The sequence below is a fragment of the Devosia elaeis genome (assembly GCF_001650025.1).
GTDB classification, from domain to species: Bacteria; Pseudomonadota; Alphaproteobacteria; order Rhizobiales; family Devosiaceae; genus Devosia; species Devosia elaeis.
On record NZ_LVVY01000083.1, the window covers coordinates 1 to 20,379 of the forward strand.

Consider the following 20,379-nt stretch of genomic DNA (forward strand, 5'->3'; position numbering starts at 1 on the left):
CTCATGGCCTTCTCGCCTAAATTCGCTCCACTGGAGCGAATTTGCTTCGGCACGGCTCTAAGTTGACTACTAACATGTTAGTTGTTAGGGCAGGCGAAACAGCCGGAGTGCGCAGAGAATGACCGCCATCGACAAGGTTCTGACAGTCGAGGAAATGAAGCGCCTGGCGCATCGGCGCGTGCCCAAGATGTTCTTCGATTATGCCGATAGCGGCTCCTATACCGAGGGGACCTATCGGCAGAACGAGAGCGATTTCTCCAAGATCCTGCTCAACCAGAAGGTGGCGGTGAACCTGGAGGGGCGCAATCTCAAGGTGAAGATGCTGGGCCAGGAGATCGCCATGCCGGTGGCCATCGCCCCGGCGGCGACCGGCGGCATGCAGGTGGCCGACGGCGAGATCAAGGCGGCCAAGGCGGCGGAAAAGTTCGGCATTCCGTTTTCGCTCTCGACCATGAGCGTGTGCTCGATCGAGGACATCGCGGAGAATACGAGCGCGCCGTTCTGGTTCCAGCTCTATGTGATGCGGGACCGCGATTTCATCAATCGGCTGATCGACCGCGCCAAGGCGGCGAAATGTTCGGCGCTGATCCTGACCATGGATTTGCAAATCCTCGGGCAGCGGCACAAGGATATCAAGAACGGGCTCTCCACCCCGCCCAAGTTCACGCCCCATTCGGTGTGGCAGATGATGCAGCATCCGCTGTGGTGCCTGCGCATGCTGGGCACCCAGAGGCGCACGTTCCGCAATATCGTGGGGCATGTGGGGGGCGACCACGACCTGGCCTCGCTCTCGGCCTGGACGGCCAGCCAGTTCGACCCCACGCTCAACTGGGCCGATGTGCGCTGGGTCAAGGAACGGTTCGGCGGGCCGGTCATCGTCAAGGGCGTGCTCGATGCCGACGATGCCCAGGCGGCGGTGGACAATGGCGCCGATGCCATCGTGGTGTCCAATCATGGTGGGCGCCAGCTCGATGGGGCGCCCTCGACCATCCGCGTGCTGCCGGAAATCGTCGACCGGGTGGGGCACCGCACCGAAGTCTATCTCGATAGCGGCATCCGCTCGGGGCAGGACGTGATCAAGGCGCTGGCCTATGGCGCCAAATCGACCTTTATCGGCCGACCCATGCTCTATGGGCTGGGCGCGGGCGGCGAGGCGGGGGTGAGCCGCGTGCTCGACATCATCGCCAAGGAAATCGACACCACCATGGCCCTGTGCGGGGAGCGCGACATTCTCAATGTCGGGCCGCACAATATCTATTCCAACGACATTCCGCCGCGCAATGCGCCCCGGCCCCGCGGCTAGAGTTCGCGATAGGCGGGGGCGGAGGCCGGGACGGGGCTGAGCTGGGGGAAGATGGCCCCGGCCAGGGCCTGGAGCCGTTCGGCGGGCTGGGGGCCGACAATGGTGCAGGTGATGCGGGCATCGGCCCAATAGAGCGCATTGTCGCCGCCCAGGCGCACCAGTTCGAATTCGGGGCCGTCGACGCCGGCGGCGGGGGTGAGATAGAGCGTCAGCCGCTCGCCCCGCGCATCCTCATACATGAGTTGGGCGGCGCGGCCGCCGGAGAGCGCGGGAGCGGGCAAGAGGCGCCCGCCGAGAAAGGCGAAGCCTTCCTTGCTGAGATCGGGCATGGGAAGCGCGGTGGCGAGCTTGCTGGAGAGCCAGGCGGACAGATGCTCGCCTTCGCTGCCGGGCACTTCGACGGCATGGCGGTTTTCGGCGGTATAGATCGTATGGGCGCTGACGGCGTCGGCGATGAGATGCTCGTAGAGGCTGGCGGGGGCCGGCACGGGGCGCAGCAGCCAGCCGGCGGCCACGCCGATGCCGAGCACGGCGACCACCATGGCGGCGCGGAGCAGGCCCTCGCGATGGCGGCGATTGTGCAACAGGGCCAGGCGATGCGGCGAAAGCCGGGCGGGCAGAGGCTCGGCGGCGGCCGGGTCGTAAAGCGCGCGGATGGCGTCGGCCTGGCGCTGGAGCGCGGCGATTTCGGCCATGGCGGCCTTGTCGGCCTCGACGACGCGGCGGGCCTCCGCGTCGAGCTCGCCATCGAGATAGGCCATGATGGTGTCGCGATCGGCCATGCTCATTTGACCGTCCTCAGATGCGGCTCGGCGGGGGCGCCGGTCAGGCCGCGCAGGGCGGCGCGGGCGCGGCCGAGGCGGCTCATCAGCGTGCCGAGGGGGATATCGAGAATGGCGGCGGCTTCGGCATAGGCGAGGCCTTCGAGGGTAACCAGCAGCAGGGCTTCCTTCTGATCGAGGGGCAGGGTTTCGATGGCGCGGGCCAGCTCGGCCAGCGCCATATGCCCCGGCTGGGGCGCGGGAACGGCCGGATCGGGCACGGCATCGAGGCTGAGCGGGGCGCCCTGGCGGCGGGCCGAGCGCCGGTCATTGCGATGCAGATTGGTGAGGATGGCGAAGAGCCAGGGCCGGAGCGGGCCGCGCGGCCGGAACAGGCCGCGCCGGGAAATGGCGCGCACCAGGCAATCCTGCACCAGGTCGTCTGCATGGTCGATATTGCGCGTCAGCGCGCGGGCATAGCGGCGCAGGGCCGGCACGCAGGCTTCGAGCTCATCGAGAAAATCGACCACGCCGACGGGTCCTGGACTGGCGCGATGAACGGAGTTCACCGGGCGGGACGCTGCATTCACTCGACGGCAAGATGCCAGACGCCGCCGACGCCGTCACCCTTGATGTCGCCGGGGGCGGTGTCCTCGTACCAATAATAGAGCGGCCAGCCCTTATAGGCCCACATCTTGGTGCCGTCGGTGCGTTCCACCAGTGTGAATTCGCCTTCGGCGGTGGCGGCATCGTCGGCGAAGAGCGGCGGCCACTTGACGGCGCAATCGTCATAGCAATTGGACACGCCGGGCTCGTCCTTGTCGAAGATATAGAGCGTCATGCCATTGGCATCGGTCAGCACCATCTTGCCGCCGATATCGGTGGATTTGACCTGGCCATCCAGATAATCGGCGGCGAAGGCGGGAGCGGCGAGGAGCGCCAGGGCGGCAGCGCCGGCCAGAAGCGAACGGATATGCATGGGATCTCTCCTGTTGCGGGGCCGACCATCGCGGCCTCCATGGAGAACAACACCGCGGGCGCTCCTTTCATCCCGGCGTCGAGAAAAAAATATCGGCGGCCGGGCCGGGGCCGCAACAACACGCTGGACAGGTTTGCCGCCTGTTGCTTTGTTAGCGACTTGCCGCGTGAACCTTTGGGAGAGGGGCGCGGCAGAGCGGGCGCAATCCTTGCGCCCTTTGGGAGGGAATGAATGAAAAGACGCGAGTTCTTCAAGCAGGCTTCCGTGGCCACGGTCGGCGCGGCCGCCGCGGCGACGCTGGCGACCCCGGCACTTGCCCAGGGCAATATCACCTGGCGCATGGTCACGACCTGGCCCAAGAACTTCCCCGGCCTGGGGGTGGGCGCGCAGAACCTGGCGGACCGGATCACCCGGGCCTCGGGCGGACGGCTGACCGTGCAGGTCTTCGCCGCCGGCGAAATGGTGCCCGGCCTGCAGGCGCTGGACGCGGTCATCGACGGCTCGGCGGAAATCAGCCATGGCACGCCCTATTACTGGCAGAACAAGAGCCAGGGCCTGTCCTTCTTCACCGGCGTGCCTTTCGGCATGACCAGCCGCGAGCTGACCGCCTGGGTGCGCTATCTCGGCGGCCAGGAAATCTGGGACAAGATCTACGACCAGTTCGGGTTGCAGGGCTTCCTCTCCGGCGATACCGGCACCCAGGCGGGCGGCTGGTTCCGCAACGAGCTGACCGGGGTGGCGGACCTGCAGGGCCTGCGCTTCCGCACGCCGGGCCTGGGCGGCCAGGTCTGGGGCAAGCTGGGCGCCTCGGTGACCAACCTGGCGGCGGGCGAAATCTTCGCCGCGCTGCAATCGGGTACGCTGGACGCCGCCGAATTCGTCGGCCCCTATAACGACCTGGCGCTGGGCTTCTACCAGATCGCCAAGAACTATTACTTCCCCAGCTTCGTGGAGCCGGGCCTGGCCACCGAAATCGTGGTGGACAAGGCCAAGTTCCAAGCCCTGCCCGAAGATTTGCAGGAAATCGTCCGGACGTGCGCCCAGGCGGCCTATGACGACGTGGCCTCGGACATGTATGCCAACGTTCCGCGCGCGCTCAACGCGCTGGTCGCCGAGCATGGGGTGCAGGTGCGCCAGTTCCCCGAGGACATCATCGAGGCCGGCGCCAAGGCATCGATGGAGCTGATCGCCGAAATCCGGGAGGGCGGCGATGCGCTGACCAAGGAAACGGCGGAAAGCTTCGTCTCCGCCTTCAACCTGCTGCGCCAGCGCACCCAGGGCACCGACATGCCCTTCCTGGCGGCGCGCGAGAAATACATCACGCTGAGCTGATCCCGGCCGATTGCCAAGAAAGGCCCCATCGCTTCGGCGGTGGGGTTTTTTGGTTTTGGGGGGCGGTCGGGACAATGACGGGACGTATCGGGGCTCCCGCACCCCCTCCCAGCTTCGCTAGGCCTATCGGCCAAGCTGCGCTACCTCCCCCATCAAGGGGGCGGTGGGGGTTCGGTGCTTGGGGCGGCGCTCCGCCATTCGCGCATAGCGCTCATGGCCTTCTCGCCTCAAATCTCTCCACCGGAGAGATTTGCCCTTCGGGACGGCTCGAAGCCCGAGGGTGACGAGCCGTGGGTGGGATGGCCGAGAAGTGCATCCAAACGGGCGGGCTAGCCCTGCTGGGGCTGGGGGGCTTCGGTTTGGCGCAGGACGGGGTAGGCGACGCTGGCGAGGAGCGAGTTGATGGTCTTGAGGGCGCGGATGGTTTCCAGGTGCAGATCGCTGGTGGCGATGGATTGCTGGGCGCCTTCGCGCAGGCGGGCCAGGTGCTCGGCGGCGCTGGCGCGGCCGGCCATGCCGAGCGCGGCCTTTTCCTCCAGCAGCATCTTGGCGGCCGCCCGGTCCTCGGACATCAGCACGTTGAGCGCCAGGTGCAGGTTGTCGACCACGCGGTGATGCAGGTCGTTGAGCTCGCGCCAGCCGGCGGGCGAGAATTTCACCTTCTGCTCGGCGCGGCTCTCGGCCAGTTTCACCAGCGTCTTGACCACGGCGTCGCCGACATATTCGAGATTGATGGCCAATTGCGCCAGTTCCTGGCCGCGCAGGGCTTCGGGGCCGTCGGGCTCGGGATAGCGGATGCGCGAGAGATAGAGCTTGATGTCGGATTGGGCGGCGTTGACGGCGCGCTCGAGCTGCTTGATCTCGCGGATCTTTTCGGGATCGGCGTTTTCATAGAGGTCCATGACCGGCTGGAGCATGCGCTCGACGATTTCGGCCATGCGCAGCAATTCGCGCTTGGCGCTGGCCAGCGCCAGGGCCGGGCTTTCGATCAGCTTGTCATCGAGGCGCATGGGCGAGACCAGCTGATGATCGGGCTGGGGGGCGCTGCGCACCAGCCGCGTGGTGAGGCGCGCCATGGGCGAGGTCAGCGGCAGGGCGATGAGCAGCAGCAGCACGTTGAACAGGAGGTGGAAATTGATGATCTGGCGCGCCGCATCGGGGCCCAGCCAGGTGCCGGGAATATGGCTGAGCCAGAGCAGGGCCAGGCCGGTGACGGCCAGGACCGCGCGGAAGATGAAATTGCCCAGGGTGATGCGCCGCGCGGCGGCGCTGCCGGCGCGGGTGAGCATGAAGGCAATGATGGAGGAGCCCATATTGGCGCCCAGCACCAGGGCGGCGCCGAGCTCGAAGGGCACCAGGCCCTGGGTGGCAAAGGTGGCGACCAGCAGGATGAAGGCCACCGAGGAATGGATGACCCAGGTGAAAAGGGCCGCCAGAAGGAAGGCGGTAAAGGGATCGCCGGCGAGATAGGCGACGATGTCGGGCAGGACCTGGGCCTCGCGCAGGGGAATGGTGGCCTCCCCGATGAGGCGCAGCGACATCAGGATCAGCGCGATGCCGATGACGATGCGGCCGGCCTGGCGCAGGTCGCGGGTCTGGCCGCGGAAGAACAGGATGCCGCCCACGATCATCAGGATGGGCATGAGCCAGGCGGGATTGACGCTGAGCAATTGCACGACGATGGCCGAGCCGAGATCGGCGCCGAGCATGGTGGCGAGGCCAGCCGCCAGCGTCAGCTTGCCGCTGGCGGCGAAACCGGCGGCGATCAGGGCCACGGCGGTGGAGCTTTGCAGCAGCACCGCGACGACGCCGCCCAGGGCGGCGGACTTGAGGTGGCCGCGCTTGCCCTGGCTCAAAAGGCGATGAAGAACGGCCTTCTGCGACCGCTCCATGCCCGTGCGCACCATCCGGGTGGCCCATAGAAGCAGGGTGACCGCACCGGCAATGTTGATGAGCACGAGATAGATGTTCATGACGTCCTTTCGCGGGGGTTGAGTCGTGGATATGACCGGAGATCATCGGCCAGTCTGCGCACGTGTGCAATGGCCTTGTTTTCTAGGGGTTTAATGCGGCTGAGGTGTGGCCCGGTTCCCTTTTGCTTGCCAGCGCCATCCCCGGATGCTTTAGGAGCGCTCTCCCCTTCCGGCCCTCTCCTCCACAGGCTCTTTCCCCGCATGATCAGGCTCGAAAATATCGGCAAGCAGAACGGCAAGCAGATCGTCTTCATCGAGGCCTCGGCGGCGCTGCAAAAGGGGGAGAAGATCGGGCTGGTGGGGCCCAACGGGGCGGGCAAGACCACCCTGTTCCGGATGATCACCGGCGAGGAAGCGCCGGACGAGGGGCAGGTCTCGATCGATCGCGGCACCTCCATCGGCTATTTCAGCCAGGATGTGGGCGACATGGCCGGCCGGCCGGTGGTGGCCGAGGTGATGAACGGGGCCGGGCCGGTCAGCGAGATGATGGCGGAAATGGCGGTGCTGGAAGCGGCCATGGCCGATCCGGACAAGGCCGACGAGATGGATGCCATCATCGAGCGCTATGGCGAGGTGCAGGGGCGGTTCCAGGAACTGGACGGCTACGGGCTGGACGGGCGGGCGCGGGACGTGCTGGCGGGGCTGGGCTTTTCCCAGGAGATGATGGACGCCGATGTGGGGGCCTTGTCGGGCGGCTGGAAGATGCGGGTGGCGCTGGCGCGCATCCTTTTGATGAAGCCGGACGTGCTGCTGCTCGACGAGCCGAGCAACCATCTCGATCTCGAAAGCCTGATCTGGCTGGAAAACTTCCTCCGGTCCTATTCCGGGGCGCTGCTGATGACCTCGCATGACCGCGAATTCATGAACCGGATCGTCAACAAGGTGCTGGAGATCGATGCGGGGACGCTGACCTCCTATAGCGGCGATTTCGAATTCTACCAGAGCCAGCGGGCCATTGCCGACCGCAACCAGCAGGCGCAATTCGAGCGGCAGCAGGCCATGCTGGCCAAGGAAATCGCCTTTATCGAGCGGTTCAAGGCGCGGGCCAGCCATGCGGCGCAGGTGCAGAGCCGGGTGAAGAAGCTGGACAAGATCGATCGGGTGGAGCCGCCCAAGCGCCGGCAGGTGGTGGCGTTCGAATTCCGCCCGGCGCCGCGCTCGGGCGAGGATATCGTGCGGGTCGAGGGCGTGAGCAAGGCCTATGGCAGCCGCGTGATCTATGACGGGCTCGACTTCCATGTGCGGCGGCGGGAGCACTGGTGCATCCTGGGCGTCAACGGGGCGGGGAAATCGACGCTGCTGAAACTGGTGGCGGGAGCAGCCGAACCCGATGCGGGGTCGGTGGCGCGGGGGCCGAGCGTCAAGCTGGGCTATTTCGCCCAGCACGCCATGGACGTGATCGATGGCGACCAGACCATCTTCCAGACGCTGGAAGCGGCCTTTCCGCAGGCCGGGCAGGCGCCGCTGCGGGCGCTGGCGGGATGTTTCGGCTTTTCGGGCGACGATATCGAGAAGAAATGCCGGGTGTTGTCCGGGGGCGAGAAGGCGCGGCTGGCCATGGCGCTGATCCTGTTCGATCCGCCCAATTTCCTGGTGCTGGACGAGCCGACCAACCATCTCGACATCCAGACCAAGCAGATGCTGATCGAGGCCCTGGCCAATTTCGAGGGCACGATGCTGTTCGTCAGCCACGACCGGCATTTCCTGGCCGCCTTGTCCAACAGGGTGCTGGAGCTGACGCCGGACGGGGTGCATGCCTATGGCGGGGGCTATAGCGAATATGTGGCATCCACCGGACGGGAAGCGCCGGGGCTGCGGAGCTGAGAAGAAAGGGCCGGATGGTTTTCCATCCGGCCCTTGCGCTCAGTTATAGAGCATTTTCGGCAGCCAGGTGATGAGGTCGGGGAAGACGAACAGCACGGCCAGGCCGATCAATTGCAGGATCACGAAGGGCACGACGCCCCGGTAGATCATGCCGGTGGTGACCGAGGCGGGGGCCACGCCGCGCAGATAGAACAGCGAGAAGCCGAAAGGCGGCGTCAGGAAGCTGGTCTGCAGGTTCACCCCCACGGCGACGCCGAGCCAGATCGGATCGACACCCAGGGCCAGCAGCACCGGCGCGGTGATCGGGATCACGATGAAGATGATCTCGAAGGTGTCGAGGATGAAGCCCAGCAGGAACATGATGAACATGACGATGATGGTGGCGCCGATGGCCCCGCCCGGCATGTTCGAGAGGAATTCATGCACCAGGTTCTCGCCGCCCATCATGCGGAAGACGATGGAGAAGACGGCGGCGCCGAACAGGATGATGAACACCATCGAGGTGATGGTGGCCGCGGAAATGACCGCCTGGCGGAGCATGCCGAAATCGAGCTGGCGATTGAGCAGGGCCAGGAGCAAGGCGCCGACCGCACCGACCGAGGCGGCCTCGGTGGGCGTGGCGATGCCGGCCAGGATGGAGCCGAGCACGGCCACGATCAGAAGGAGCGGGGGGACGAGCGCCACGGCGACCTCGCGCAGCAAATCCTTCTTTTCGGCTTCCGGCACCGGCGTGGCCGGGCAGGATTGGGGATCGAAGATGGCCTTGAGGGCGACCCAGATCATGTAAAGGGCGACCAGCATGATGCCGGGAATGATGGCGCCGGCAAAGAGCGCGCCGACCGAGACCGGCTCGGGGGCGAAATTGCCCTGGCTCATCTGCACCTGGGCGTTGATGCCCGAGAGCATGTCGCCCATGAAGATGAGCACGGTGGAGGGCGGAATGATCTGGCCCAGCGTGCCCGAGGCGCAGATGACGCCGCTGGCGAGCTTGGGATCGTAGCCCGAGCGCAGCATGGCGGGCAGCGAGATCAGCCCCATGGTGACCACGGTGGCGCCGACCACGCCGGTGGAGGCGGCAAGCAGGGCGCCCACGATGATGACGGAAAAGCCAAGGCCGCCGCGGACATTGCCGAAGAGCTTGCCCATGGTGACCAGCAGGCGCTCGGCGATGCCGGAGCGTTCCAGCACCACGCCCATGAAGATGAAGAGCGGCACGGCGACCAGCACTTCATTGGTCATCAGCCCGACATAGCGGCCGACCAGGGAACCGTAATTGGAGGGGTCATAGACGCCCAGCCACCAGCCGATCAGGCCGAAGATCAGGGCGGTGCCGGCCAGCGAGAAAGCCACCGGGAACCCGAGCATGAGCACGCCGATGACGCCGAAGAACATGAGGCCGGCGAGAATTTCGCCAAGAAGGACGGGATCCATCAGCCATGCCCCTTTTCGGCTTCATAGCGCATATGGGGGGGCAGGAGCTCTTCCTTGCCGCTCAATACCAGAATGGATCGCGCGCCCATGGCGATGCCCTGCAGGCCGACCAGAACCGCAAAGACCAGGATGAAGGTCTTGAGCAGGAACAGGCCCGGCATGCCGCCGATATTGGCCGATGCCTCGTAAAAGCCCCAGGACCGCCGGACGGCGGGAAAGGCATAGAGCCAGACGACGATGACGAAGGGAATGAGGAAGAAGACCACGCCGATGAGATCGGCTATGGCTTTGCGGCGGATGGGCGCGGGACGATAGAAGATATCGACGCGCACATGATCCTGGCGCAGCAGCGCAAAGCCGGCGACGCCGGTGAACATGGCGCCGGAAAGCCAGACATAGAGGTCCTGCATCCACAGGATCGAGGTGTGAAAGAAATAACGCTGCACCACGACCGTGAAGCAGACCAGCACGCAAGCCAATGCGAGCCACGACAGAATCTGGCCGACAAGCCAGTTGATGGCGCTGATCCCCCGGATCAGCGCGGCGAGCCCTTGCAATTGTTGAGCCTCCTCCTTTTCGACATGACGCGCCTCTCCCCGACGGCGTCATGTGCAGGGGGCTGATTGAACACTATCCGCTGGCGCGGTCAACAATACAGAGGCTCACATCATGGGGTCGGATGCACTGGGCTGGTGACAAAGGCGGTGAACCTGCTATGCACGCCGCGACATCGGCTGTGGGGAGGAATGGGATGTTTGTCGTTGGCGGGGAGAGCCTGATCGACCTGGTGCCGGTATCGGCCGCGCCCGATGCCCAGCGGGAAGCGCTGGCGGGCGGATCGCCGTTCAATTGCGCCATCGCGCTCAGCAAATTGGGCAATGATGCGGGCTTTCTCTGCCCCATCAGCACCGATCCATATGGCGACATGCTGCTGGCCCCGCTGGCAGAGGCCGGGGTCGAGGTGCTGCTCAAGACGCGGGTGGCGGCGCCGACGACCAGAGCCATTGTCAGTTTCAACGAGAAGATGCAGGCCTCCTATGTCTTCGAGCGCGGCGCCGAGCGGGCTTTTACGCGCGAGGGCCTGCTGGCGGCCCTGCCGGCCAAGGTCACCAATTTGCAGCTCGGCGGCTTCGTGCCGATCGAAACCGAAGACGCGGCGGCCTGGCAGGCCGTGGCCGAAAAGGCCGTCGCGGGCGGCGCCAGCCTGAGCTTCGACATCAATGTGCGGCCGCTCCTGGTGGACGACGAGGCCGCCTATCGGCGGCAGCTTTCGGACCTGCTCGACCTGGCGCATCTGATCAAGCTTTCCGACGAGGACCATGACTGGCTCGAGCCGGGGATGAGCATCGAGGCGCATGCCGCGGCGCTGCTCGAACGACCCAATTGCGAATTGGTGGTGGTGACGCTGGGCGAGGGCGGCAGCAAGGCCTTTTCGCGCAAGGCCCACGGGCAGGCGCCGATCTATGCGCCGCCGGTCTTCGTGGACACGGTGGGAGCCGGCGACAGCCTGATGGCCGGCATCCTGACCTGGCTGGGCGAGGCCGGCGCCCTGCGGCCGGGCCAGCTTGGCGGGCTCGACCGGAACGAGCTCGAAACCATGCTGCGTTTCGGCGCCGTGGTGGCGGGGATCAATTGCGGCCGCAAGGGCTGCCAGCCGCCCAGCCGCGAGGAGGTCGAGGCGGTGCTGGGGAGCTAGTCCTTCGTTTGAAGGAATAGCGATCGGGCAGACGTCCGAAGCGGCCGCTTGCCGTCAGTCGGAGAGCAGGTCGGGGGTGATGTCGCGGGCGGCGTGGAGGATGCGCACGATCTCGATCGCGTCGCCGGCCACGCGATAGAAGATGAGGAAGTTGTCGACAGGATAAAGACGAATCCCCGCTCCCAGCTCGGGCCTGGATGGCCCTGCCTCGGGAAATTCCGAAAGCCTGTGGACGATCTCATCCAGCCTATCGGTGAGCCGGTCGGCTGCCGAAATATTGTCGGCGGCGATGTGGAGCCAGATGTCGAGCCGGTCGGCTCGCGCCAGGGGAAGCCGTTTTATCTTAAGCGGCATTATTCCTCGCTGCGCGTTCGGCGAGAATCCGACGGCCCTCGCTCTTGATGGCCTCGGCATCCTCCCATTCTTCCGAAGGACCGCTGTCGATGCCCTCCTGGATGGCCTTTTTCAGCTCGCCCAGCTTCCATTCGCGCAGCGCTTCGCGTTCTTCCATGAGGCGGAGGCCGTCGCGGAGGACCTCGCTTACCGAGGCGTAGCGGCCCGAAGCGACGAGCTTTTTGGCGAAGGCTTCGTAATGGGTGCCGATGGAATAGCTTGAAGGCATGGCCAATACTCCGATTGTATCAATTTATGATAGGGGAGGCTTGGGGCGGGTTCAAGGCCGAGACGAAGATGTCATGCCCGCAGGCGCTGGAAGAAGTGCTCGCTATGCCAGGCTATGGCCGCGCGATCGAGCGTGGCGATCATGCTGTCGCCGATGGCCAGCATGCCGCTGCGATTGACCGTGTCGGCAATGTCAGGGGTCACGGCATAGGCGTCGATGAGGATTTCCAGCCTGGGGCCGATGGTCCAGGCGAAATTGGCGAATAATGCTCCCGGCTCGGGATCGAGGAACAGGAAATTGCCGATATCCCATGTTCCGCCCAGGGCCAGGGGCCGGATGATGAATGCCTCGCCCCGATGGGTTCTGACGTCGGAGAAGCAGCAGCGCCGGTCTTGCCGGCGCGCCAATTGGGCGGCAAAGGCGTCTTGCGGCGCCATGGGCCGGTAGGGGCTGAAGGCCTCGTCGAAGTCGGATGCCGGGCGGGCCACGGCGATGATCCGCTCGAAAAGGTCGCCGGGCAGTTCGGCCAGCCCCTCGGCTTCGGGCGGCGGCTTCTGGAAAGGGATGTCCCGGGGGAAGGCGTGGATGTCCTCGACCACGGCCAGCGCTCCATTGGCGCCATCGGGCCGGAAGCCGGCCAGGATGCCCTGCGCGACATAGCCGCCGGCCAGGGACGGGGTGATGTCGGCGATGAGGATGGGGGCGCCGATCTGATCAGCGTAGTGCCGGGCCTCGGCGGCGGAACAGGCAAAGGACCGGGAGGCGCCATCGCGCAGGTCGTGCGTCAGATGAGTGAAGACGACCAGCCTGGCCACGCGCATATCCCCCCGGAATGATCCGGATGATAGAATTGCGTAGCTCAGGATACCATTCGTAAAACTGCGTATCCCTCGGAATGGCTCAGCCCGACAGGGCGGCGGCGCGGATGGCCAGGGCTTCGTCCAGGGTGATCTCGGTATGGTGTTCCCAGCTTTCGCTGGGTTCGGGGAAATCGGTGCGGTAATGGCCGCCGCGGCTTTCGGTGCGGCGGAGCGCGGCGGCGGCGACCAGGGTGGCCGAGGTGGTCATGTTGAGATAGGCGCTGGTGACCTGTTCGGCCTCGGCTTCGAGACGGGCAATGTCGCGCAGGGCCTGTTCGAGGCTGGCGGCATCGCGCTCGACGCCGACGAGATCGGTCATGACCCGGCGCAAATCCTGCACGGCCACGGTGTTGCGCAGCACGGTCTCGGCGCGGTTGCCCTCTTCCTCGTCCCATTCGATGCCCTTGAAGGGCGCGAGATCGCGGGCGGGCTCGAGCCCGCCGATATCCTCGGCGATGCGGGCGCCATAAACCACCGCTTCCAGCAGGGAATTGGAGGCGAGCCGATTGGCGCCGTGCAGGCCCGTACAGCTTGCCTCGCCGCAGACCCAGAGGCCGGGCAGCGAGGAGCGGCCGCGCTCGTCCACCTTGACGCCGCCCATGTGGAAATGGGCGGCGGGGGTGACGGGGATCATGTCGCGGACCGGATCGATGCCGGCATCGAGGCAATATTTCGAAACGGTGGGGAAGCGGGTGAGGATATCGGCGCCCAGCACCTGGCGGGTATCGAGGAAGACCTGGCGGCCCGCCTGGATTTCCCGGAAATTGGCGCGGGCGACGATATCGCGGGGGGCGAGCTCGGCATCGGGGTGGATGGCGGGCATGAAGCGGATGCCCAGATCGTTGACCAGGATGGCGCCTTCGCCGCGCAGGGCCTCGGTGGCCAGGGGCGCCGGATCGGCATTGGTGCGGATGGCGGTAGGGTGGAATTGCACGAATTCGGGATCGGCGATGATGGCGCCGGCCCGGGCCGCCATGCCCATGGCGTGGCCGCGCACGCCGGGCGGATTGGTGGTGACGGCATAGAGGCCGCCCAGGCCCCCAGCGGCCAGGATGGTGGCGCGGGCGCGAATGAAGACCGGCTCGGAATAGCGGTCGCCCAGGCGCCGGCAATAGACGCCGACGACGCGGCCATTCTCGCGGGCGAGGCTGAGCGCGGTGATGCCTTCGACGACGCGGATGGAGGGCGTCTTGCGCACCTGGGCGATGATGGCCTGCATGATGGCCCAGCCGGCGCGGTCGCCCTCCACCTTGACGATGCGATTGGCCGAATGGGCCGCTTCGCGGCCCAAGGCGAAATTGCCGAAATCGTCGCGGTCGAAGGGGGTGCCCCAGCGGGCCAGATCCTCGATGCGGGCCACGGCCTCGGCGGTGACGCTTTCGGCAATGCCGTGATCGACGATGCCGGCGCCGGCCATCTCGGTGTCCTGGGCATGGGCATGGGGGCTGTCGCCCTCGCCCATGGCGGCCGCGACGCCGCCCTGGGCCCAGACGGAGGAGGCGCCGGTGCCGAGCGGCTTGGGGGAGAGCACGGTGACGGGGCGGGGCGCCAGCTTGAGCGCGGTGAACAGGCCCGCCAGGCCGGCGCCGACGATGAGCGCACCATCGGCGTAGAGGGTATTGTCGAACGTGGTCATGGGCCGTCCTCCGAAGCCTATCCGGCCATAGCGCCCCCCATGTCCGGCGGCAAGCCGTCACGCCGCGCAAGGGTTCCGGATCGTAAAAAATGCCGAAGCGGGATTGCTGACCGACCGGTCGGTCAGTATATTGCGGCGAGGAGGTACCAGATGAGCAGGCCAAGCAAGAAAGAGGCGATCGTGGCAGCGGCGATCCGGCTGATGTCCGAGGGCGGGCCGGAGGCGTTGACGGCGTCGGCATTGGCCAGGGCGGCGGGCGTCAGCAAGGCCAATATCTTCCATCATTTCGCCAGGCTGGACGACATCGTGGTGGACGCGTTCGAAATGTTCCTCCTGGCCATGCCCAGCATGCAGCCGGAACCGGGGACCGGGCTGCGGGACTGGCTGCTGGCGCTGGGGGCGGAGACGAGCGCGCATATGGATGCCGATCCGGCGCTGGCCGGGGCCTATATGGGCTTCATCGTCCGGGCGCGGGGGGATGGGCCATTGCGCGCCCGCGTGGCGGCCATTGCCGCAGAGGCGGAGGCGCGGTTCGAGGCGGCCCTCGCGCTGCTGGCGCCGGGGCGCTTCAGCGCGGCGGAGCGCCGGGCGCTGGCCGGCCTGATCCTGCTGACCGGGGACGGGCTGGCCCTGCATCGCCAGCTCTTTCCCGAGCGGGCCGGGAGCCAGGCCGCGGCCTGGCACGCCTTTGTCGACAGCATCGCGCCGGCGGAGAAACGCCCATGAAAGCGGTGATTTCGGGCGGCGGCATTGCCGGATTGAGCGCGGCCCTGGCGCTGGACCGCGCCGGCTGGTCGGTGAGCGTGCTGGAAAAGGCGCCGGGCATGCGGGCCGGCGGCTATATGCTGGATTTCTTCGGGCCGGGCGTGGATGCGGCCGAGGATCTGGGCCTGCTGGAGGCTTTGCGCACCCATGCGCGCGGCGTGCGCCGGGTGGATTTCGTCAATGCTGCCGGGCGCAGCGGGGCGCAGATGGATTACCGGCATATCCGCGATGCGACGGGCGGCAGGCTGTTTCCGATCCTGCGCGGCGATATCGAGCGGGTGCTGCATGCGGCGCTGCCGGATCGGGTGGAACTGCGCCATGGCACGAGCCTGTCGCAGGTGGAGGAGACGGGAGCAGGATTGGTCCTGACCCTGGCCGATGGCGGCAGGCTGACAGCCGACCTGCTGGTGGGGGCGGATGGCATTCATTCGAACACGCGGCGCCTGGTCTTCGGGCCGGAGCAGGATTTTATCCGGCCGCTGGGCTTTCACACCGCCGGCTATTTCTTCGACAGCGCCGAGGTGGAAGCGGCGCTGGATGGCGATTTCAAGATGATGGCGATCGAGAACCGGATGGCCGGGCTCTATGCGGTCGAGGGGAGCCGGATCATGGCCTTCTTCGTGTTGCGCGCCGACGAAACCGAGCGGCCGGACGATCCGCGGCCGGCCCTGCGGGCGGCCTTCGGCGATCTCGGCTGGATCGTGCCCGAGGTGCTGGCGGCGATGCCGGGGCCGGAGGACATCTATTACGACGTGGTGGCGCAGGTGGAGATGGACACCTGGCGGCGGGGGCGCACGATCCTGATCGGCGATGCGGCCTATGCGGTGTCGCTGCTGGCCGGGCAGGGGGCGTCGCTGGCCATGGCCGGTGGACGGGCCCTGGGCCAGGTGCTGAGCGGCACGGATGACGTGGCCGCCGCGCTCGCGCATTTCGAAACGCAATTGCGGCCGCTGGTGCTGGAAAAGCAGCGGGCCGGGCGCAACATGGCTAAATGGTTCGTTCCGGCCAGCCCGGCCCATGTGCTGATGCGCGACATGGGCGTCAGGCTGATGAACTGGCCGCCCCTGTCGGGATTGATCGGCCGGTTCTTCTCGGTGAGCGCGAAGGGATTTTCGCTGCGTTGAGCGGTGTCCCGGAAGCGCCAGACCTCACCCTTCGACGGGCTCAGGGTGAGATCCATTGGTGTCCAGCGCGGACGTGAAACCTCAGGCGGTGTAGGCCTTGACGTTCTGCGTCTGCTCGCCGAGGCCTTCGATGCCCAGGCGCATGACATTGCCCGGCTGGAGCCAGACCGGGTTCGGCTTGATGCCCATGCCGACGCCCGGCGGGGTGCCGGTGGAGATGACGTCGCCGGGCTGCAGGCTCATGAACTGGCTGACATAGGAGACGATCTTGGCGATGCCGAAGATCATGGTCTTGGTGGAGCCGTCCTGGTAGCGCTTGCCGTCCACTTCGAGCCACATCTTGAGGTTCTGCGGATCGGGAACCTCATCGCGGGTGACGAGCCAGGGACCGATGGGGCCGAAAGTATCGGCGCCCTTGCCCTTGTCCCAGGTGCCGCCGCGCTCGGTCTGGAAATGGCGCTCGGAGACGTCGTTGATGAGGCAATAGCCGGCGACATGGTCGAGCGCGTCGGCTTCCTCGACATAGCGGGCTTCCTTGCCGATGACGATGCCCAGCTCGACTTCCCAGTCCGGCTTGATGGAATTCTTGGGAATGATGACATCGTCATTGGGGCCGATAATGGCGCTGGTGGCCTTCATGAAGATGATCGGCTCTTCGGGAATGGCGGCGCCGGTTTCGGCGGCATGGTCGGCATAGTTGAGGCCGATGCAGATGAACTTGCCGACATTGCCGACGCAGGGGCCGATGCGCTGGCCGGCGTCGAGCTTCGGCAGGGCGGCGATGTCGGCGGCGCCGATCCTTGCCAGGCCCTCGGGGGTGAGCACGTCGCCGGCGATATCGGCGACCACGCCGGACAGATCGCGGATGGAGCCGTCTTCGGCGAGAATGGCGGGCTTTTCGGCGCCCTTGGCACCGACGCGAAGCAGTTTCATGGCGGGGTCTCCAATGGTGTTTCGGGGCTCGTCATAGGGCTAACATGTTAGCCTGTCGAGGGCACCTTTCGTCCAATCCGTCCGCTGGCCGGTCAGGACGGGCGGATGATGCCCTTTTTGAGGATGATATTGCCGTAGAGGCGGGTTTCACCGGTCTGGACGATCGCGGCCGCCTGGCGGGCCCGCTCGTAGAAGGCGAAGCGCTCCAGCCTGGACAATCCCATGCCCGGTTCGTGCCGGGAGATGATCTCCTCGAAGAGACCATAGATGGGCTCGCGCGCCTGCGGGTCGCCCACCACGGCCATGCCGAAGGCGGCTTCGTCGACGAATTCATCGAGCGGCATCAGGGTCAGCACGGCATCGAGCACGTCGGTGGCGGTGCGGCCATCGACCCGGATGAGTTTGGGCCCCAGAAAGGCGGCCGGGAAATTGGCGTCGGCGATGACGATCTCGTCGCCATGGCCCATGGCGCGCAGGGTGGCGAGCAGGTCGGGGCCGAGCAGGGGCGGGATATTTTTCAACATGGCTTACTCCGAGGCTCAGCCGAAGGGGAAGTCGTCCTTGTCGGGGGTGAATGCGGCGCCGTCGGCGAAGAGTTCGGGATGGTCGACGGCGAAGGCGAAGAGCTCGACCATGACGGCGTCGATATGGGCGCGGATGGCGGCAATGGCCTGGGGCGCGTCGGCGGCGAGGATGCCGTCGAAAATAGCCTGGTGCTCGGCGATGGTGAGGGCGAGGCGGCGCGGGGTGATGATGAGCCGGCGGGCGCGGTCGAGATTGGCGCGGGCGCGGTCGATGATGGCCTTGACCTTGGACAGGCGCATGGTGCGGAAGATGATGTCGTGAAAATCGACGTCGATCTGGTGGAAGGTCTCGGCATCGTCGTGTGAGGCCGCTTCGCGCTGGGCGGCCATATTGGCGTGGAGCGCGGCGATGACTTCGGCGTCGTGCTTGCCGATCAGCACGCGCAGGGCCTCGCTTTCGAGGCCCTTGCGGATCAGCATATATTCGCGGACATCGGCGATCCGGACCAGGGAAACGGTGGAGCCGCGCTGGGGCAGGATATCGACCAGGCCTTCCTCGGCCAGGCGCGCCAGGGCCTCGCTGACCGGAAAGCGGGAGACGCCGAGCTGGGCGCAGATGGCGGACTTGTCCAGCATGGCGCCGGGCGGCAGGGCCAGGGTGACGATGGCCTGGCGCAGGGTATTGGTGACATCCACCGTGACGCTGCCGCGCGCGAATGTGCCCGCGGGAGGCAGAAAATCATAAGGACCGGCTTCCGTTTTCATGCTAACATGTTAGTTGGAGCGCTGGTGAATGACAATGCCGGTTCCTCCCCTTTGCCTTGGGGTAAACCACGGCAAGGCAAAGCACCATACGATTTTTCCAGGCCCCCGGAAGACCCAGTGAGATGACCGAGACCATGACCCGCCCGCCCGAGGGCAAGACGCTTGTGCTCAACGCCGACGACAATATCGCGGTGGCGCTGGCCAATCTGGAGGTAGGCACGCCGACGGCGCAGGGTGTCGCCATTATCCGTCTGGTGCCGCGCGGGCACAAATTCGCCACCCGCCCGATCGCGGCGGGGGAGGCCGTGGTCAAGTTCGGCCAGATCATCGGCTTCGCCAAGCAAGCCATCGCGCCGGGCGACTGGGTGCATGAGCACAATTGCGGCATGGGCGGGCCGGACGGCACGCTGGCCCATGATTATGCCTTTGCCGAGGGCGCCGTTCCGGTGGCGCTGGTGCCCGAGGCGCAGCGGCCGACCTTCCAGGGATATAGGCGCGCCAATGGTTCGGTCGGTACGCGCAATTATATCGGCATCCTGACCTCGGTGAACTGCTCGGCGACGGTGGCCAAGTTCATGGCCGAGGCGATCAACCGCTCGGGCGTGCTGGACGATTATCCCGAGATCGACGGGGTCATTCCCTTCGTCCATGGCACGGGCTGCGCCATGGACCTGACCGGGGAGGGCTACCAGATCTTCCGGCGCACCCAATGGGGTTATACGTCCAATCCCAATCTGGGCGCCGCGCTGCTGGTTGGGCTGGGCTGCGAGGCCTTCCAGATCGACAAGATGAAGGAAGCCTATGACCTCAAGGAAACCGACACCTTCCAGACCATGACGATCCAGGAGATCGGCGGGACGCGGAAGATGATCGATTGGGGCGTCGAGCGCATCAAGGAGATGCTGCCGGTGGCCGCCAGGGCGCGGCGGGAAACGGTGGATGCCAGCCACCTGACCCTGGCGCTGCAATGCGGCGGCTCGGACGGCTATTCGGGCATTACCGCCAATCCGGCTTTGGGCGTGGCGGCCGATCTCCTGGTGAAGAATGGCGGCACGGCCATCCTGTCGGAAACGCCGGAAATCTATGGGGCCGAACATCTGCTGACGCGGCGCGCCGTGTCGCGGGAGGTCGGCGAGAAGCTGATCGAGCGCATCCATTGGTGGGAGGATTACACAAGGCGCAATGGCGGGGAGATGAACAACAATCCTTCCCCCGGCAACAAGCTGGGCGGGCTGACCACCATTCTCGAAAAGTCGCTTGGCGCGACGGCCAAGGGCGGCATGAGCCCGCTGAATGCGGTTTACGAATATGCCGAGAAGGTGACCGAGAAGGGCTTCGTGTTCATGGACACGCCCGGCTTCGATCCGGTCTCGGCCACCGGGCAGGTGGCGGGCGGGGCCAATATCCTGGCCTTCACCACCGGGCGCGGCTCGGCCTATGGCTGCAAGCCGGTGCCCTCGATCAAGCTGGCCACCAATTCGGACATGTATGCCCGCATGCAGGACGACATGGACATCAATTGCGGCGATATCGTCGAAGGGGTTTCCATCGAGGCCAAGGGGCAGGAAATCTTCGACCTGCTGCTGAAAGTGGCCTCGGGGGAACGGACCAAGTCCGAGGCGCTGGGTTATGGGGACAATGAATTCGTGCCCTGGCAGGTCGGGGCGGTGATGTAACCGCTTACAGCCGGCGTATTACAGTACAGAGCGTCACCCTCGGGCCTGGCCCGGGGGTGTTTTGTTTCTGGCGGTTGCGGTGGGGGAAGAGCCCTCGGGTCAAGCCCGAGGGTGACGATTGGTGGGTGGGGGGACGATTGGTGGGTGGGGGGCAGCTGGTGGAGGTGACGGCGGG

Annotated in this window: 20 protein-coding genes; 7 read left to right on the top strand and 13 right to left on the bottom strand. The window is 66.0% G+C overall.

Annotated features, from left to right (window positions below):
* The first annotated feature begins 118 nt into the window (after positions 1-118).
* Complete coding sequence (locus tag A3840_RS09685) at positions 119-1,303, top strand: alpha-hydroxy acid oxidase (RefSeq protein ID WP_067455518.1); 1,185 nt, start codon at positions 119-121, stop codon at positions 1,301-1,303.
* On the opposite strand, the gene A3840_RS09690 is transcribed toward A3840_RS09685, so the two are convergent.
* From A3840_RS09690 to A3840_RS09700, 3 genes are read right to left on the bottom strand one after another with little or no spacing between them, the layout of a single operon-like run.
* Positions 1,300-2,091 (bottom strand): anti-sigma factor family protein, encoded by a 792-nt coding sequence (locus A3840_RS09690; RefSeq protein WP_067455520.1) that lies wholly within the window; start codon positions 2,089-2,091, stop codon positions 1,300-1,302. The genes A3840_RS09685 and A3840_RS09690 overlap by 4 nt on opposite strands.
* Positions 2,088-2,594: a sigma-70 family RNA polymerase sigma factor gene (locus tag A3840_RS09695; protein WP_067455522.1), complete on the bottom strand. Its 507-nt coding sequence runs from the start codon at positions 2,592-2,594 to the stop codon at positions 2,088-2,090. The genes A3840_RS09690 and A3840_RS09695 overlap by 4 nt, the downstream gene beginning before the upstream one ends.
* A 56-nt stretch (positions 2,595-2,650) precedes the next feature.
* Positions 2,651-3,043 carry a COG4315 family predicted lipoprotein gene (locus A3840_RS09700; RefSeq protein ID WP_109442304.1) on the bottom strand — a complete coding sequence of 131 codons (393 nt, stop codon included), beginning with the start codon at positions 3,041-3,043 and terminating at the stop codon, positions 2,651-2,653.
* A 231-nt stretch (positions 3,044-3,274) separates the two neighbouring features.
* Between A3840_RS09700 and A3840_RS09705 the strand changes: the two genes are divergently transcribed.
* On the top strand, positions 3,275-4,375 hold the full coding sequence (locus tag A3840_RS09705; protein ID WP_067455523.1) for a TRAP transporter substrate-binding protein: 1,101 nt from the start codon (positions 3,275-3,277) through the stop codon (positions 4,373-4,375).
* Positions 4,376-4,704: 329 nt separating this feature from the next.
* On the opposite strand, the gene A3840_RS09710 is transcribed toward A3840_RS09705, so the two are convergent.
* Positions 4,705-6,348 carry a Na/Pi cotransporter family protein gene (locus A3840_RS09710; RefSeq protein ID WP_067455532.1) on the bottom strand — a complete coding sequence of 548 codons (1,644 nt, stop codon included), beginning with the start codon at positions 6,346-6,348 and terminating at the stop codon, positions 4,705-4,707.
* A gap of 201 nt (positions 6,349-6,549) precedes the next feature.
* On the opposite strand from A3840_RS09710, the gene A3840_RS09715 reads away from it, so the two are divergent.
* Positions 6,550-8,172 carry an ABC-F family ATP-binding cassette domain-containing protein gene (locus A3840_RS09715; RefSeq protein ID WP_067455535.1) on the top strand — a complete coding sequence of 541 codons (1,623 nt, stop codon included), beginning with the start codon at positions 6,550-6,552 and terminating at the stop codon, positions 8,170-8,172.
* Positions 8,173-8,211: 39 nt separating this feature from the next.
* On the opposite strand, the gene A3840_RS09720 is transcribed toward A3840_RS09715, so the two are convergent.
* Positions 8,212-9,603, bottom strand: a complete 1,392-nt coding sequence (locus tag A3840_RS09720) for a TRAP transporter large permease (protein ID WP_067455543.1) — start codon at positions 9,601-9,603, stop codon at positions 8,212-8,214.
* Positions 9,603-10,160, bottom strand: coding sequence for a TRAP transporter small permease subunit (locus tag A3840_RS09725; protein ID WP_067455546.1), 558 nt, complete (start codon positions 10,158-10,160; stop codon positions 9,603-9,605). Before A3840_RS09725 ends, A3840_RS09720 begins: the two co-directional genes overlap by 1 nt.
* Positions 10,161-10,354: 194 nt before the next feature.
* Between A3840_RS09725 and A3840_RS09730 the strand changes: the two genes are divergently transcribed.
* Entirely contained in the window at positions 10,355-11,299 is a 945-nt protein-coding gene (locus A3840_RS09730) for a carbohydrate kinase family protein (protein ID WP_067455548.1), read from the top strand.
* Between the two features lie 54 nt (positions 11,300-11,353).
* On the opposite strand, the gene A3840_RS09735 is transcribed toward A3840_RS09730, so the two are convergent.
* The 4 genes from A3840_RS09735 to A3840_RS09750 all read right to left on the bottom strand — a co-directional run bounded on the left by A3840_RS09735 (position 11,354) and on the right by A3840_RS09750 (position 14,417).
* Positions 11,354-11,653: a type II toxin-antitoxin system RelE/ParE family toxin gene (locus tag A3840_RS09735; RefSeq protein WP_067455551.1), complete on the bottom strand. Its 300-nt coding sequence runs from the start codon at positions 11,651-11,653 to the stop codon at positions 11,354-11,356.
* Entirely contained in the window at positions 11,643-11,921 is a 279-nt protein-coding gene (locus tag A3840_RS09740) for a type II toxin-antitoxin system ParD family antitoxin (protein ID WP_067455579.1), read from the bottom strand. The genes A3840_RS09735 and A3840_RS09740 overlap by 11 nt, the downstream gene beginning before the upstream one ends.
* A gap of 71 nt (positions 11,922-11,992) precedes the next feature.
* Entirely contained in the window at positions 11,993-12,736 is a 744-nt protein-coding gene (locus tag A3840_RS09745) for a hypothetical protein (RefSeq protein WP_131798294.1), read from the bottom strand.
* Between the two features lie 85 nt (positions 12,737-12,821).
* The gene (locus A3840_RS09750; RefSeq protein WP_067455556.1) at positions 12,822-14,417 is read right to left on the bottom strand and encodes an L-aspartate oxidase; all 1,596 of its coding nucleotides are present in this window, start codon (positions 14,415-14,417) and stop codon (positions 12,822-12,824) included.
* 150 nt (positions 14,418-14,567) lie between these two features.
* Here A3840_RS09750 and A3840_RS20150 point away from each other — a divergent pair, with 150 nt between their 5' ends.
* Both A3840_RS20150 and A3840_RS09760 read left to right on the top strand, forming a co-directional pair.
* Positions 14,568-15,143 (top strand): TetR/AcrR family transcriptional regulator, encoded by a 576-nt coding sequence (locus tag A3840_RS20150; RefSeq protein ID WP_165603163.1) that lies wholly within the window; start codon positions 14,568-14,570, stop codon positions 15,141-15,143.
* Positions 15,140-16,306, top strand: coding sequence for an FAD-dependent oxidoreductase (locus A3840_RS09760; protein WP_067455562.1), 1,167 nt, complete (start codon positions 15,140-15,142; stop codon positions 16,304-16,306). Before A3840_RS20150 ends, A3840_RS09760 begins: the two co-directional genes overlap by 4 nt.
* An 81-nt stretch (positions 16,307-16,387) precedes the next feature.
* Here A3840_RS09760 and A3840_RS09765 read toward each other — a convergent pair whose 3' ends face one another.
* The 3 genes from A3840_RS09765 to A3840_RS09775 all read right to left on the bottom strand — a co-directional run bounded on the left by A3840_RS09765 (position 16,388) and on the right by A3840_RS09775 (position 18,528).
* Positions 16,388-17,239, bottom strand: a complete 852-nt coding sequence (locus A3840_RS09765; protein ID WP_067455564.1) for a fumarylacetoacetate hydrolase family protein — start codon at positions 17,237-17,239, stop codon at positions 16,388-16,390.
* 92 nt (positions 17,240-17,331) lie between these two features.
* Positions 17,332-17,763, bottom strand: coding sequence for an RbsD/FucU family protein (locus tag A3840_RS09770; RefSeq protein ID WP_067455566.1), 432 nt, complete (start codon positions 17,761-17,763; stop codon positions 17,332-17,334).
* A 15-nt stretch (positions 17,764-17,778) separates the two neighbouring features.
* Positions 17,779-18,528, bottom strand: a complete 750-nt coding sequence (locus A3840_RS09775) for a GntR family transcriptional regulator (RefSeq protein ID WP_067455568.1) — start codon at positions 18,526-18,528, stop codon at positions 17,779-17,781.
* Positions 18,529-18,650: 122 nt separating this feature from the next.
* Between A3840_RS09775 and A3840_RS09780 the strand changes: the two genes are divergently transcribed.
* Positions 18,651-20,204, top strand: a complete 1,554-nt coding sequence (locus A3840_RS09780; protein WP_245676585.1) for a UxaA family hydrolase — start codon at positions 18,651-18,653, stop codon at positions 20,202-20,204.
* Positions 20,205-20,379 lie beyond the last annotated feature (175 nt).

Excerpts from the sequence above, each read along its gene's own strand:
- A3840_RS09685 (WP_067455518.1), top strand. The coding sequence starts at position 119 with ATGACCGCCATCGACAAGGTTCTGACAGTCGAGGAAATGAAGCGCCTG.
- A3840_RS09690 (WP_067455520.1), bottom strand. The coding sequence starts at position 2,091 with ATGAGCATGGCCGATCGCGACACCATCATGGCCTATCTCGATGGCGAG.
- A3840_RS09700 (WP_109442304.1), bottom strand. The coding sequence starts at position 3,043 with ATGCATATCCGTTCGCTTCTGGCCGGCGCTGCCGCCCTGGCGCTCCTC.
- A3840_RS09705 (WP_067455523.1), top strand. The coding sequence starts at position 3,275 with ATGAAAAGACGCGAGTTCTTCAAGCAGGCTTCCGTGGCCACGGTCGGC.
- A3840_RS09710 (WP_067455532.1), bottom strand. The coding sequence starts at position 6,348 with ATGAACATCTATCTCGTGCTCATCAACATTGCCGGTGCGGTCACCCTG.
- A3840_RS09715 (WP_067455535.1), top strand. The coding sequence starts at position 6,550 with ATGATCAGGCTCGAAAATATCGGCAAGCAGAACGGCAAGCAGATCGTC.
- A3840_RS09720 (WP_067455543.1), bottom strand. The coding sequence starts at position 9,603 with ATGGATCCCGTCCTTCTTGGCGAAATTCTCGCCGGCCTCATGTTCTTC.
- A3840_RS09730 (WP_067455548.1), top strand. The coding sequence starts at position 10,355 with ATGTTTGTCGTTGGCGGGGAGAGCCTGATCGACCTGGTGCCGGTATCG.
- A3840_RS09735 (WP_067455551.1), bottom strand. The coding sequence starts at position 11,653 with ATGCCGCTTAAGATAAAACGGCTTCCCCTGGCGCGAGCCGACCGGCTC.
- A3840_RS09740 (WP_067455579.1), bottom strand. The coding sequence starts at position 11,921 with ATGCCTTCAAGCTATTCCATCGGCACCCATTACGAAGCCTTCGCCAAA.
- A3840_RS09750 (WP_067455556.1), bottom strand. The coding sequence starts at position 14,417 with ATGACCACGTTCGACAATACCCTCTACGCCGATGGTGCGCTCATCGTC.
- A3840_RS20150 (WP_165603163.1), top strand. The coding sequence starts at position 14,568 with ATGAGCAGGCCAAGCAAGAAAGAGGCGATCGTGGCAGCGGCGATCCGG.
- A3840_RS09760 (WP_067455562.1), top strand. The coding sequence starts at position 15,140 with ATGAAAGCGGTGATTTCGGGCGGCGGCATTGCCGGATTGAGCGCGGCC.
- A3840_RS09765 (WP_067455564.1), bottom strand. The coding sequence starts at position 17,239 with ATGAAACTGCTTCGCGTCGGTGCCAAGGGCGCCGAAAAGCCCGCCATT.
- A3840_RS09770 (WP_067455566.1), bottom strand. The coding sequence starts at position 17,763 with ATGTTGAAAAATATCCCGCCCCTGCTCGGCCCCGACCTGCTCGCCACC.
- A3840_RS09775 (WP_067455568.1), bottom strand. The coding sequence starts at position 18,528 with ATGAAAACGGAAGCCGGTCCTTATGATTTTCTGCCTCCCGCGGGCACA.
- A3840_RS09780 (WP_245676585.1), top strand. The coding sequence starts at position 18,651 with ATGACCGAGACCATGACCCGCCCGCCCGAGGGCAAGACGCTTGTGCTC.